The sequence below is a fragment of the Micromonospora sp. NPDC000121 genome (assembly GCF_042899165.1).
In the GTDB taxonomy this organism is placed as follows: domain Bacteria; phylum Actinomycetota; class Actinomycetes; order Mycobacteriales; family Micromonosporaceae; genus Micromonospora.
The window spans coordinates 62,323-76,418 of sequence record NZ_JBIAZP010000003.1; the positions used below are offsets into that span (position 1 = coordinate 62,323).

The following is a 14,096-nucleotide window of genomic DNA, read 5'->3' on the forward strand; positions in this document are numbered from 1 at the left end:
GCGAAGGAGTCGAAATGGCTCATCAACGCCGTTTCCGGCTGTCCCGATGGGGCGGACGTCGGCCCGTCGACGTCACCGCCTCCCCACCACCGGTCACCCGCCGGGCCCTACGACGCACGAGCGCCCTCGCCGCGAGCGCCGTGCTGACGCTCGGCCTGCTGGCCCTGCCCGCGCACGCCGCCGGCCCGGCGCCCGTGCAGGCGGCGCCCGCCGAGGCCGCGGCCGCGGCCTCGGTGAAGCTGTTGGTCTTCCACGGTCCGGTGGACCAGCAGGACGACCCGGTCACCAAGGCCGTCGACGCGATCCGGGACCTGGGCGCCGAGCACGGCTTCGCCGTCGACGCGTCCGCCGACCCGAGGGTGTTCACCTTCGGCAACCTGGCCCGGTACCGGAGCGTGGTGTTCCTGTCCGCCAACGGGGTCACCCTCGACGACGCCCAGGAGGCGGCGTTCCAGGCGTACATCAAGGGCGGTGGTGGTTTCCTCGGCGTGCACGACGCGGCCCGCGCCCAACCGACCTCCGCCTGGTTCACCGGCCTGATCGGCACCCGCCCGGCCGCCGGCCTGCCGAACGCCGAGAAGCCCGTCTCCGCCTCGGCGAGCGCCGAGAACCCGCCGAACGAGACCGCCGCGAAGGCGATCGACGGGTCGACCGGGACCAAGTGGCTGACCTTCAACCCGACCGGCTGGCTGGCGGCGAAGCTGGCCAAGCCGGTGGTGGTGAGCCGCTACGCGCTGACCTCCGCGAACGACTTCCCCGGCCGGGACCCGAAGAACTGGACCCTGCAGGGCTCCGAGGACGGCGCCACCTGGACCGACCTGGACACCCGCAGCAACGAGACGTTCCCGCAGCGGTTCCAGACCCGGCAGTTCAGCTTCACCAACAGCAAGGCCTACCAGCACTACCGGCTGAACGTCACCGCCAACGGCGGGGAGCCGCTGGTCCAGCTCGCCGAGCTGTGGCTGATCGGCCCGGACGCGGGCCCGCCGCCGGACGCCACGGTGCAGCGGGCGGTGGTCGATTTCACCGACCGGCAGCACCCGGCCAACCAGGGGCTGCCGCTGAAGGTGACCCGGTCCGACCAGTGGATCAACTGGGACCCGAGCCCGACCGGCCGGGTGCACACCGTCGCACAGGTCGAGGAGGGCAGCTACAACCCGGGCCTGAGCGGCAACGGCGCCTTCCACCCGATCTCATGGTGCCAGGACTACGACGGCGGCCGGTCCTTCTACACCGGCATGGGGCGCACCGAGGCGAGCTACACCACCGACAGGCAGTTCCGTAGTCACCTGCTCGGCGCGATCAGGTGGACCGCCGGTCTGGTCCGCGGCGACTGCCAGGCGACCGTCGCCTCGAACTACCGGATCGAGCGGCTGACCGCCACCAACCAGCCGGGCCAGCTCGACCAGATCGGCGAGCCGCACGGCCTGACCATCGCGCCCGACGGCACGGTGTTCTACATCGGCAAGGCGGCCTGCCCGTCCGGGCCGATCGTCAGCTGGGACGACCCCAAGGTCGGCCTCGGCTGCGGGACCATCCACCAGTGGGACCCGAAGACGAAGCAGGTCAAGCTGCTGACCACCCTCGCCGTGATGGGCAACCGGGGCAGCGGCAGCGAACTGGTGAAGAACGAGGAGGGCCTGGTCGGCATCACCCTCGACCCGAAGTTCGCGCAGAACCGCTGGATCTACGTCTACTGGATGCCGCACGAGTCGATCGACCGCGACCGGCGCATCGGCAAGCGGACCGTCTCCCGGTTCACCTACGACGCCGCGAAGCAGACCATCGACCAGGGCACCCGCAAGGACCTGCTCAGCTGGGACACCCAGATCCACAGCTGCTGCCACGCCGGTGGGGGGATGACCTTCGACGAGTCCGGCAACCTCTACATCGGCACCGGTGACAGCAACTCCTCCGGCGGCTCCAACGGCTACTCCGGCAACAACTGGACGCAGGAGTACAAGGGCGTCTCGTTCCAGGACGCCCGCCGCACCTCCGGCAACACCAACGACCTCAACGGCAAGATCCTCCGCATCCACCCGGAGGCGGACGGCACGTACACGATCCCCCAAGGCAACCTGTTCACCGGCTCGGAGGAGGGCGGCGGCAAGACCCGTCCGGAGATCTACGTGATGGGCGTGCGCAACATCGCCCGGATCGCCTGGGACCCGGTCAACGACTGGCTGACCGCCGCCTGGGTCGGCCCGGACGCCGGTGGCCCGAGCCCGGACCTCGGACCGGCGAAGTACGAGACGGCGACGATCATCACCTCCGCCGGCAACCAGGGCTGGCCGTACTGCATGGGCAACCGGCAGCCATACCGGGACCGCAGCAACACCGACGCCACCGTGCTCGCCGGCTGGTACGACTGCGACAACCTGAAGAACACCTCGCCGCGCAACACCGGCCTGGTCAACATCCCGCCGGCGCGGGACAACATGATCTGGTACTCGCCGCAGGGCGGTGGCCCGGTCTACCCGAAGCGCACCGACGGCAGCGGCCTGCCGACCTACCAGGTCGGTGAGGAGACGTTCACCCAGCCGTACCTCAAGGGCGGCGGGCAGGCCATCATGGACGGTCCCACCTACCAGCGCGAGAAGGTCGACGTCGACAGCGGCGTGGCGTGGCCGGCGTACTGGGACAACAAGTGGTTCATCGGTGACCAGTCCAACGCCAACAACCGGGTCGCGGTGACCGTCGACCCGGCGAACGTGCCGAAGCAGGGCCCCCCGGCCTTCGCCGAGGACCTGCGCAGCATCATCCGCTCGGGCAGCGGCGGCACCCAGCTCCAGTCCTGGATGGACGCCAAGTTCGGCCCGGACGGCGCGCTGTACCTGCTCGACTACGCCGGCGGGTTCTTCAGCCTCCACCCCAACCAGAAGCTGATCCGGATCGCCTACCAGGGTGGCCCGGCGACACCGAACCCGAGCCACGCCACCGCGCGGGCCGTCGCGCAGAGCAACCCGAAGACCATCGCCTTCTCCAGCGCGAAGGCCGGCGGCGTGGCCTGGGAGTGGAACTTCGGTGACGGCAGCGCGCCGTCGCGCGAGGCCAACCCCACCCACACGTACGCGGAGTTCGGCACCTACCGGGCGACGGTGAAGGTGACCTACGCCGACGGCGAGGTGGCCACCGGAACGATCGAGGTGGTCGTCGGGTGCGCCGCACCGGACACCCGCAAGACGGTACGGCTCCTCGACACCGACACCGGCGTGACCAGCCACGAGGTCGGCGGAAACTGCACCGTCAACGACCTGATCGACGACGAGCGCATGTGGACCGACCACGGCCAGTTCGTGAGCCACGTCGCCGGTGTGGTGGGCGACCTGCGCAAGGCCGGCGTCCTCGACAGCCGCGAGGCGTCCGCGCTGCAGAAGGCCGCCGCCCAGTCGCCGATCGGCAAGGTTCCCGGCTACCAGCCGATCTTCGACGGCTCGGCGGGCTCGCTCGCCGACTGGCGGCAGGCGCCCGGCGGGTCGTTCACGCTCCAGCCGGACGGCTCGATCCGCAGCTCGGGCGGGCTCGGCATGCTCTGGTACGCGAAGCAGGAGTTCGCGGACTTCTCCCTGCGGCTGCAGTTCCGGGACGTCTCCACCGGCAACACGTACGCCAACAGCGGCGCGTTCGTCCGGTTCCCGGACCCCCGGACGCCGCTGGAGCAGCGACCGGCCGGCAGTTGCGGCACGGTCGGGTCGGCCCGCAGTTCGCAGGCGTGGGTGGCGATCTACTGCGGTCACGAGATCCAGATCTACGACGGCCCCACCGGTGAGCCGCAGAAGACCGGGTCGATCTACAACTTCGACCCGATCGGGCTGGACCAGGCCGGGGTGACTCCGAAGGGCCAGTGGAACGACTACGAGATTCGGGTGGTCGGGCAGCACTACACGATCACCCGTAACGGCGTCGTGATCAACGAGTTCGACAACACGCCGGGCAAGTCGTCGTCGCGCCAGGGCGACCCGCCCACGGACCTGCGCCAGTTCCTGAGTGGATTCGTCGGGTTGCAGAACCACGGCAGCAGCGACCTGATCGAGATCCGCAACGTGCGGGTGCGGGACCTGTAGCAGCCAGGCGCCGGGTGCGGAGGTGATCCCTCCGCACCCGGCGTACCGCCGGCCGCGCCGCCGCGACGACGATCGTGCCGGCCCGGCCGGCACGGCTGCCTGCTGCCGTCTCGACGGGGCGCGTCGAGCGGTTACGGTTACCGGATGATCACTCCCGCGCAGACGACGAGCCGGCTGAACAAGGACATCGGTGCCGTTGTGCGGCCGCTGGGCTTCCGGGGCACTCGCGGGACCTGGTCGGTCGTCACGACCGACGGCGTCGCACAGGTCACTGTCGGACGGAGTGTGATGCGCAGCGTCGGCGGCGGCACGATCTTCGTCTGCGTGGGCATCGATGTGGTGCCGGTTGCGTGGTGGGAGTACCTGAACTGGCGCGCCGCCCGCTGGGGCCAGCCTCCGATCCCGTTGGACAAGAACGCCGCGTCCTACCGGATCGGGTTCGTCGAGACCCGCCAATGCCCGGAGGACAGTTATTACCACCTGCGCCTGGACCCCGGCAGGTACCCGGCGACCGTGACGACGACCGAGGAGCTCGACCACGCTGCGGCGCTGCTGGTCGGTGCGGCCGACAAGCTCGCCCACACCGCGCTCGACCTGCTCCGGCCGGGCCGCTACCTCGAGGCGCTGCGCGGCATACCCGATCTCGGCGGCGCGATGTGGGAGCCGCTGGTGGTGCTGCTCGCCGAGGGCGGCCCGTCGGCCGAGCTCGACGCCGCGATCGAGGACATGCGTGCCGACTACCCCAACTACGGCTTCGGCCCACCCGACATGGAGGTCGAGTACGCCCTCCTGCGGGCCGCGTCGGCGGTGAGCGGCAAGGTGTGCGAGGAGAGCATCTAGTTGTGGTGACCATGAGCGTTCACCGGGTCTGAGGGTCAGGCGGCGTTGACTCGCGGCCGCCCCAGCGTTGTCGGCGTTCGCTGCGCACTCAACCGCCGTGCCCTTACACCTGCCCGGCCAGCCCGACACCTCACTCCCGGCAGCGACCACGATCGCCATCGAGCCTGAGGCCCACCCGACCCGGCTCCGTGCAACCGCGTGGGGCGGCGGCTGCGCCGATCGTTTCGGCAACGCGCAGGTGGCCTGCCTTGATCCACCCGAACCGTCAACGCCATGCCGTCGAGTGCTAGGCCCGGTGCTCTCCGTGCGCCACGGCCGTCCGGCGGGTGGCCGCGACGAGCCGGCGCGTGATCCACAACGGAGAGGTGACGGCGTTTCCCATCACCACCGAGTGGGCTCCGGCCGCGAAGGCCCGGTCGATCTGTTCCGGACTCCGGTAGCGGCCCTCGGCGATCACGGGCACCGGCAGGAGCGCGGCGAGCCCTGCGACGAGGTCCAGGTCGGGGCCGTCGCCGGGTGGGCTCGACGGCGTGTAGCCAGAGAGCGTCGTGGCCACCGCGTCCGCACCGTCGCGGACGGCGGCCACCCCCTCCTCGACGGTGGAGACGTCCGCGAGGATCAGGGCGTCGGTGCGTTCCCGGACCACGCGGACCGTGTCGGCGAAGGTCCGCCCGTCCGGACGGGGACGGTCGGTGGCGTCCACGGCGACGATGTGTGCCCCGGCCGCGGCGACGTCGACCGCGTGCGCCGCCGTCGGGGTGATGAACACCCCGTCGACGCCGTCCTTCTGCAACCCGATGACCGGCACGTCGACGGCGGCGCGGATCGCCGTGATGTCGGCGGTGCCGTTGGCCCGGACCGCCACCGCGCCGCCGCGTACCACCGACGCGGCCACCCGGGCCTGGACGTACGGGTCGCGCATTGGGTCGTCGGGTTCGTCGGGCAGCGGCTGGCAGGAGATCACGAGGCCCCCGGCCAGGTCGTCGAACACACTCACGGTCTCGTCCTCTCGTCGTCGGCCGCGGCCGGTGTCGGGCTGGCGTCGCCGGCCAGTCGGGCGGCGCCCACCACGACCGCGTCGGCGTCCAGCGCCGCGGGGAACAGGGGCACGTCCGCCCAGGCCGCGGGCAGTTCGGCGGCGAAGGCGGCGCGGGCGCCGGGGAACAGGGTGGCACCCGCCCCGCCCGCCACCACCACCGCCTGCGGATCGAGCACGGCGACCAGCCCCGCGAGCGCCCGGCCGAGGACCGTGCCGGCGCGGTCCACGACCTGCCGGGCGGCCAGGTCGCCGGTCGCCGCCCGTTCGGCCACGGCCCGTCCGGTGATCCGCACGCCGGTCTCCAGGGTGTACGCGGCGGACAGCCCGGTGCCCGAGGCGATGCCCTCCAGGTGCCCGTACCGGCCGCACCCGCAGCGCAGCCGCTCGGCGCCGGGGGCCGGCAGGTGCCCCACCTCGCCGGCGGCGCCCCGGGCGCCGGTGGCCAGGCGGCCACTCCGGATCATGCCTCCGCCGAGGCCGGTGCCGACCGCGACCAGCAGCAGGTGCGGGCGGCCCCGTCCCGCGCCCACCCAGCACTCGCCCAGCGCGGCGGCGTTGACGTCGTTGGTGACCCGGACCGGTCGACCCAGCCGCCCGGCCAGCTCGTCGGCGACCCTCGTGCCCGCCCAGCCGGGCAGGCTGTCGGTGGCGTACCGGATGGTGCCGGTGGTCGGGTCGACCGTGCCGGCGGTGCCCACGCCGACCGGGCCGGGGCCGGCCGCGTCGAGCAGGTCCCGGGCGAGCCCGGCGGCGGTGTCCAGCACGGCCGCCGGGCCCGACGCGGCGGGGGTGGGCGCCAGGCGACGCCGGAGCACCTGCCCGTCCGGGCCGACCAGCGCCGCCGCCGTCTTGGTGCCGCCGATGTCGAGGCCCACCAGGGGAGCGGGCGTCGTCATCCCTTGAGCCCGGTGTGCGCCAGGCCCTCGACGAACTGCTTCTGCGCGATGACGAAGACCACCAGGACCGGCAACGCGGTCATCGACGCCGCGGCGAGCTGGACGTTCCACATCGGGCCACCATAGGCGTCGACGAACTGGGTGAGCGCCTGGGGCAGGGTGAACTTCTCCGGCGTGGAGAGGAACACGATCGGTTCCAGGTAGAGGTTCCAGCTGTGCAGGAACGTGAAGATGGCGACCGCGCCCAGCGCCGGCCGGGACAGCGGCAGCGCGATCTTCCAGAAGGTGGCGAAGCGGCCCAGCCCGTCGACGCGGGCCGCCTCCTCCAGCTCGCCCGGGAGGCTGATGAAGAACTGCCGCATGATGAACGTCGCCAGCACGCTGGGCGCGCCGAGGATCGGCACCAGGATCAGCGGCCAGTGGGTGTCGACCAGGTCCAGCTTGAAGAACATCTGGAACAGCGGCACGATCGTCACCTCGCTCGGGATGAGCAGGCCCGCGAGCACCACCAGGAACAGCACGTTCTGGCCGCGGAACCGGATCCGCGCGAAGGCGTACCCGGACAGCGCGGACACGGCCAGCGTGCCGACGGTCACCACCAGCGCGATGTAGAGGCTGTTCAGGTACTGCCGGCCGAACGGCTGCAACTCGAACACCCGCTGGTAGGCGTCCAGCCGTGGGCTGGTCGGCAGGAGCTGCGGCGGGAAGGCGAAGATGTCGGCGACCGGCTTCAGCGAGGAGGTGACCATCCACCAGGTCGGGAAGACGAACGGGATCGCCAGGACCAGCAACACCCCGTAGAGCACCAGCTTGGTCCGGGGCGACAGGTCACGATTCATGGAAGACCCATCTCTTGCGCATCTGCCACTGCAGCACGGTGAGCGCGAGCACGATGGCGAACAGCACGATCGACAGCGTGGCGCCGTAGCCGAAGTGGTGGAACTGGAACGCCTGCTGGTAGAGGTAGTAGACGAGCACCGTGGTCGAGGTGCCGGGGCCGCCCTGGGTGAGCACCGCGATCTGGGCGAAGACCTGCAACGAGCCGACCACCGTGATGATCGAGGTGAGCAGGATCGTCGGGCTGATCAGCGGCACGGTGATCCGCCAGAACTGGCGCATCCGGCTGGCCCCGTCGACCTCGGCGGCCTCGTACAGCTCCGCCGGCACGCCCTGGAGGGCGGCCAGGAAGAGCACCATGTTCAGGCCGACGTTCTTGAACACCTGCACCACCACGACCGAGAGCATCGCGGTGCCCTCGCCGCGCAGCCAGTTCGGCCCGTCCACCCCGACGGTGTCGAGCAGGCCGTTCACGCCGCCGTTGTCCTGCAGCAGGAACCCCCACACGATGGTCCAGGCCACCAGCGAGACCACCACGGGGGAGAAGAACAGGGTGCGGAACAGGATCGTGCCGCGCAGCTTCTGGTTGAGCAGGACGGCGAGCAGCAGGGCCAGGGCCAGGTTGAACACGACCAGGCCGACCGAGAAGAGGCCGGTGGCCCGCAGCACCGCGCCGAGGTTGCTGTCCTCGGCGAGGGCCGTGTAGTTCTCGGTGCCGACGAAGTCGAACGTGCCGGCCAGCACGTTCCACTCGTGCAGGCTGTACCACACCACCAGGACCAGCGGCAGGATCACGAAGGCGACGCTGCCGAGCAGCTGCGGCGCGATGAACAGGTAACCGGTGAGCTGGTCGCGGCGGCGGCTGGTCCAGTACGGCCGCGACCCGCCCCGGGCGGGCGGGGCCTCGACCCCGCCCACCCTCGTGTCCGTCTGGGACATGGTCCGGCTGCCCTACTTCGCCAGCAGCGGCTGGATCTTGGCGCAGAGCGCGCCGAGGACGGCCGGGACGTCCGCGTCCGCCTTCCACAGCGGGTCGAGCCCGGCGCGTACCTGCTGGCTGAGCTCGGCCTGCCCGGCGTGGCTGGGCTTGACGACGCCGTTGGTGATGCCGTCGATGACGACCTTCTGCAACTGCTCGGGCTTCAGCGTCGGGTTCGTCTTGGCCAGCGTCTCCGCGGTGAGCTGCGACTGCCGCGGCGGCGGGAAGAACTGGGCGAGCTTGGCCGAGTTGGTGGGGTTGGTAAGGAACGCCAGGAAGTCGGCGGCGGCCTGGGCGTTCGGGCTCTTCTTCAGCACCCCGACGCCGGCCTGGCCCATCACCGCGTAGCCGCCCTTCGGGCCCGCCGGCAGCGGGACCAGGTCCCAGCCGAAGCCGTCGGGCTTCAGCAGCGAGGCGCGGGAGATCTGGGTGACCGTCATGGCGGCGTCACCGGCGAAGAAGTCGGCGGTCGTACCCGGGCCGGGCAGCGCCTTCCCGGTGAAGATCGCCTTGTGCAGGGTGGTCATCGCCTCGACCATCTCCGGGGCGGCGAAGCCGCAGGACTTGCCGTCCTCGCTCCACGCGCGGGCGCCCCAACCCGTCCAGAAGGTCGACAGGTTGTCCCAGCCCTTGTAGTCGAAGTCGCGGATCACGAGGCCGGCCTTGCCGCTCGCGGCTGCGGTGGCGCCGGCGACGGCCAGCGCGGTGTCCCAGTTCCACTGCCCGGCCGCGATCAGCTCGGCGGGCGTCTTCTGACCGGCCTTCTTGACCATGTCGGTGTTGACGAAGACCCCGAACGGCGAGGTGGAGAACGGGTACGCGTACAGCTTGCCGTCGTCCTGCCACAGCTTGATCGTGGCCGGGGAGATGTCGTCGTACTGGTAGCCCTCGGCCTTCTTGAGGGTCTCGTCCAGCGGCAGCAGCGCGCCCGAGGCGACGAAGTCGGGGGCGGAGTTCTCGAAGATCCAGGCCAGGTCGGGGGCGTTCCCGCCGGCGATCTGGGTGGTCAGCGTCGTGGTGTAGTTCTCGAACGGCAGCGGGTCGAACGTGATGGCCGCGACCTCCGGGTGGGTCTTGCGGTACTCGTCGGCGATCTCGTTGAACAGCTTGAGGTGGGCCTCGTTGGCCGACCAGACGGTCATCCGCAGACTGGCCGGGCCCTTGTCCCCGGCGCCGTCACCGCCGCCGCAGGCGGACAGCGCGAGGACGCCGGCCAGTGCCGCGGCGACACCGCGCACACCCTTTCCCAATCTCATGATCTTCTCCTTACCGGGGGTGTTCAGTAGCCCGCGATCCGGGGCCAGCGCATCTCCACGCCGGCCGCCGAGAGGCGGTCCTGGAAGTCGGCCAGCAGGCTGGGGGTGCCGCGGACCGCGCGCGGGGACTCGTCCCGCGCCAGGCAGAAGTCGGCGAGCAGGCCGGCGACCTCGCCGACGTTCCACTCGACCGGGTGCAGCCGGTAGCTGCCGTTGGTGACGTGCGTGGTGCCGATGTTCTTGCCGGCCGGGAGCAGGTTCTCGACGCGTTGCGGGATCAGCGCGCCCAGCGGGATCTCGAAGGGGCAGGAGCCGACGTCGATGTAGTTGTCGCCGCCGGTCGACGGGTGCAGGTCGATGCGGTACATCCCCACGCCGACCGAGTCCGGGTAGTTGACCGCGCCGTGCTCGCCGCGGACGGCCAGCGACAGGTCCTGCTCGACGACCGTGTACTCGGCCCGGATGCGGCGCGACTCCCGGATGTATGGCGCCTGCGCCAGGCCGTCGCGGCTGCCGGTCACGTCGCCGCGCAGGCGCAGGCCGGGGAAGCCGGTGCCGCCGTCCGGCCGGGGCGCCTCGGTCTGCAGCCAGTACAGCACCGAGTACGACAGCTCGCGGGCCTTGCTCAGGTGCCAGGACGCGTTCGGCACGTCGATGACCGGGCCCTCGAAGTAGTCGATCATCGGCCAGTTCACCAGCGTGATGTCGCTGCCGTACGTGCCGTCGGTGAAGTTGCGCCGGGCGGCGATGCGCCGGAACGTCCAGAGGTTGCCGTCGCCGGGGTTGACCCGCTGGTCCGCGTTGACGACCAGTGGGTCGTCGTCCGGGTTGGGGGTGAAGCTGCGCTCGACGATCTCCAGGGTGCGGGGGTGCGGCGACCGCCAGGACAGCAGCCGGTCACCCCAGAAGTCGGGCTTGTAGTCGCGCCAGAAGTCGTATCCGGCGGGACGGTCGATCGTGTGGTCGCCGTCGACGTGGTCGAGGGCGAAGCAGACGGAGACGGCCTGCATGTTCATCGGCTGCGCCTCGGCCGGCGCGCTGGGCTCGCCGGTGTCCGCCTGCGACTCGAAGCCCGTGACGTACTCGGTGCCGGACAGCGGCAGCAGCTCGCCGGTCTCGGTGGCGTCGAGGACGTACGGGGCGGTGATCTCGATCCGGTCGTCGCGGTCGCGGTGCGCGACGGTCACGGCGACCACGCGGTCCCCGTCGGTCTCCGCGGCGACCGGCCGGTACGGCTGGAGCACGGTCAGCCGGCCGGAGCCGCGGTACGGCGCCAGCATCTGCTCGATGACGGCGACGGCCACCCGGGGCTCGTGGCAGAGCCGGCTGACCCAGCCGGCCCCGGGGTTGAGGTCGGTCCAGGCCCGGGACCGCTCGGTGAGCGGGTAGTGCCGGCGGTAGTAGTCGCGGATGCCGGTGCGCAGGGCCCGGTAGCTCGCGGTGGCACCGAACTGTTCGATCCAGGAGTGCTCGTCCGGCGGGACGGCCTGGCTGGTGAGCTGGCCGCCGAGCCAGTCGAACTCCTCGGTCAGGATGACCGACCGGCCGGACCGGGCCGCGGCGTGCGCCGCCGCCACCCCACCCAGCCCGCCCCCGACGACGAGGACGTCCGCACGCATCTGTACCACTTGCTTCCTTCCGGTTGCACGGTCACCGCGATGGGCGCGGCCGACCGCCGATCAGGGGGAGCCGAGGGTGTCGCCCTCGACGAGTTCGCAGGGGAGCAGCCGCTGCTGCACGCCGTCGGCGCTGCCGTCGATGACGCCGGTCAGCACCTCGACCGACTGCCGGCCCATCTCCTCGCGCGGGATGCGGAACCCGGTGAACGCGATGTCGGTGGGCACCGGGACGGTCGGGTCGCCCAGGGTCAGGATCGACAGGTCGCCGGGTACGGTCAGGCCGCGTCGCCGGGTGGCCAGCTCCAGCGCCACGGCGGTGGCGAAGTCCTCCACGAAGGCGACGGTGGTCCGGTCGGCGAGCAGGTCGTCGAGGATCGCCTCGGCGTCCTGGGCGGCGGTCGTCAGGTGGCGGGCGCTGTCCGCGGCCGTCGCGGACGCGACGAAACCGCGCCGCCGGTCCTCGGAGGACTCCGCGGTGGTGCCCATGTTCAGGTAGGCCAGACGCCGGTGTCCGCGGGCGAGGGCCAGGCCCACCAGGTCGCCCACCGCCGTGGCGTAGTCGGCGCCGACGTACGGCACCGGACCGCCGGCGTCGTCGCGGCGGCCGACGGCGACGTACGGGAAACCGTCGCGGTTGAGCCGGCTCAGTTCCGCGCCGTCGATCTCCCGCCCGAGCAGGATGCACCCGTCGGCCAGCCGGAGCCGGTTGTCCTGGTGGAAGATGCGCCGGCGGCCGTCGACCACCGGGGCGCTGGTGAACAGCAGGAGGTCGCAGCCGACGCGTTCCGCGTAGTCCTCGATGCCGAGCAGGAAGGGGTGGAAGAAGTCGCGACTGCCGCTGGGGAAGGCGGGTTCGTAGGTGAAGACGCCGATGATCCGGTTGAACCGCGAGGCGAGCCGGCGGGCAACGGGATCGGCGGCGTACCCGGTCTCGGCGATGGCCCGCAGCACCCGGTCGCGGGTCTCGGGCGCGATGCGGACGTCGGCGTCGGCCCGGTTGTTGAGCACCAGCGACACGGTCGCCTGGCTGACGCCGGCCAGGCGGGCGATGTCACGCTGCGTGACGCGTCGGGGGGTAGCGGGCACGACGATGTCCTTCCGGTGCGGCTAATGCGTATTAGCGCTCGGCGTTGGGAGGAGCCTGGCGGCCCGACCGGGCGTGTGTCAAGGGGTGGGCGCAGAGATTTCAGCGAGATGAACTTCCAGCAGTAATGCGCATTAGCTCGCGAGTGGACGCCCGACGGGCGCGGCTGGGCGCGACGTCCACCGCGCGGACGGGGCGCGCCGGAAGAGCCCTTGACAAGGCCGGTCCATGTCGAGCAGCATTCGAGAAGCGTGAATGCTAATACGTATTAGTCTTCGGCCGGGCGGCCCGCCCGCCGCTGCGGTCAACCGACCGCCTCACCCAGCGTGACCTCGCGTCGCCCCGTGGCGCGATGCGCCACGTCCACCGTCACCACCCCGTACGGGGCCGTCCCCCTGATCTCCGCTCGACGGTCCCCGCACCGCCTCCCCGACCCGGGCCGGCCGGGGAACGCCCCCACCACCCCAGCAGAGCAGGAGCAGCCATGACGAAAGCACCCGTCCGAGCGCCCGGCCGCGCCGCCGTGGCGGCAGCCGGCGTGGGCATCCTGGTCGCCACCGTGGCCGGTGCCGCTCCGGCCACCGCCGACCCGGCGCCGGACTTCCCCCGCTTCACCTACGCGGGCACCGCGTTCGACAAGAGCGCCCTCACCTACAACCCCACGAACGAGTTCATCTTCCCGAGCGTGATCCGGGCCGCCGACTACTTCGCCGACCCGCTGGGCACCTACTACCTGTACTACGCGCCCCACGAGCGGCCCGGCGGGATCGCCCTGGCGTACTCGGACTCGATCGACGGGCCGTGGATCGAGTACCGGGCCAACCCGTTGATCAGCAACACCTGGCTGCCCCACTACTCGACGGTCAGCCACGTCTCCTCCCCGCACGCGATCTGGGTCGAGGGCGAGCGGAAGCTGTTCCTCTACTTCCACGGCGAGAACTCGATCACCCGGTACGCCACCTCCGAGGACGGCATCCACTTCAGCTACGGCGGGACGGCGGTCAGCCGGGACCACAGCACGGGTGGGGAGACCTCCTACGCGCGGGTGTTCGAGCAGGCGGTGCCGCGGCTGGGCAGCCGGTACCTGATGCTCTTCATGGACAATCCCACCGCCGCGCTGCCCGGGCCGACCGGGCCGGTGTCCCGACGGATCCGCTGGGCGGTCTCCCCGGACGCGCGGACCTGGGCCGTCCAGCCCGACCCGATCGTGACCCCGCAGGGCATCGAGGGCCCGAACGCCTCGGGGCCGTTCTTCCTGCGCTGGAACGGGCGCAACCTGGTGATCTTCCATGCCGCAGACGGCAACATGCACGCCGTGGACGTGGGTGAGAACTTCGACCGGGAGGTCCACCTCGGCGTCGTGCACGACTCGATGGGCGCCGCGCCGGACCTGGGGCGGTCGGCCGCGCCGACGTTCTACTTCGACGGCCGTACGGCGCACATGTACTACGAGGCCGGCGGGCGGCTCACCGCGACGATCGG

Annotated in this window: 9 protein-coding genes; 2 read left to right on the forward strand and 7 right to left on the reverse strand. The window is 71.4% G+C overall.

The features are described from left to right. Positions 1-14: 14 nt before the first annotated feature. Entirely contained in the window at positions 15-4,064 is a 4,050-nt protein-coding gene (locus tag ACFY23_RS10865; protein ID WP_350683570.1) for a ThuA domain-containing protein, read from the forward strand. 144 nt (positions 4,065-4,208) lie between these two features. Further along, on the forward strand, positions 4,209-4,904 hold the full coding sequence (locus ACFY23_RS10870; protein ID WP_350683572.1) for a hypothetical protein: 696 nt from the start codon (positions 4,209-4,211) through the stop codon (positions 4,902-4,904). A gap of 286 nt (positions 4,905-5,190) precedes the next feature. Here ACFY23_RS10870 and ACFY23_RS10875 read toward each other — a convergent pair whose 3' ends face one another. From ACFY23_RS10875 to ACFY23_RS10905, 7 genes are read right to left on the reverse strand one after another with little or no spacing between them, the layout of a single operon-like run. After that, positions 5,191-5,901, reverse strand: coding sequence for an N-acetylmannosamine-6-phosphate 2-epimerase (locus tag ACFY23_RS10875; RefSeq protein ID WP_350683574.1), 711 nt, complete (start codon positions 5,899-5,901; stop codon positions 5,191-5,193). Beyond that, on the reverse strand, positions 5,898-6,839 hold the full coding sequence (locus tag ACFY23_RS10880; protein ID WP_350683576.1) for an ROK family protein: 942 nt from the start codon (positions 6,837-6,839) through the stop codon (positions 5,898-5,900). Before ACFY23_RS10880 ends, ACFY23_RS10875 begins: the two co-directional genes overlap by 4 nt. Then, on the reverse strand, positions 6,836-7,678 hold the full coding sequence (locus ACFY23_RS10885; protein WP_350683578.1) for a carbohydrate ABC transporter permease: 843 nt from the start codon (positions 7,676-7,678) through the stop codon (positions 6,836-6,838). The genes ACFY23_RS10880 and ACFY23_RS10885 overlap by 4 nt, the downstream gene beginning before the upstream one ends. Continuing rightward, on the reverse strand, positions 7,668-8,615 hold the full coding sequence (locus ACFY23_RS10890; protein ID WP_350683580.1) for a sugar ABC transporter permease: 948 nt from the start codon (positions 8,613-8,615) through the stop codon (positions 7,668-7,670). The genes ACFY23_RS10885 and ACFY23_RS10890 overlap by 11 nt, the downstream gene beginning before the upstream one ends. A 12-nt stretch (positions 8,616-8,627) precedes the next feature. Then, complete coding sequence (locus ACFY23_RS10895) at positions 8,628-9,911, reverse strand: sugar ABC transporter substrate-binding protein (RefSeq protein WP_350683582.1); 1,284 nt, start codon at positions 9,909-9,911, stop codon at positions 8,628-8,630. 23 nt (positions 9,912-9,934) lie between these two features. After that, a complete protein-coding gene (locus tag ACFY23_RS10900) occupies positions 9,935-11,530 on the reverse strand; it encodes an FAD-dependent oxidoreductase (RefSeq protein WP_350683584.1) in 1,596 nt (531 codons plus the stop codon). Positions 11,531-11,590: 60 nt separating this feature from the next. After that, a complete protein-coding gene (locus tag ACFY23_RS10905; protein WP_350683586.1) occupies positions 11,591-12,616 on the reverse strand; it encodes a LacI family DNA-binding transcriptional regulator in 1,026 nt (341 codons plus the stop codon). Positions 12,617-14,096: the final 1,480 nt, after the last annotated feature.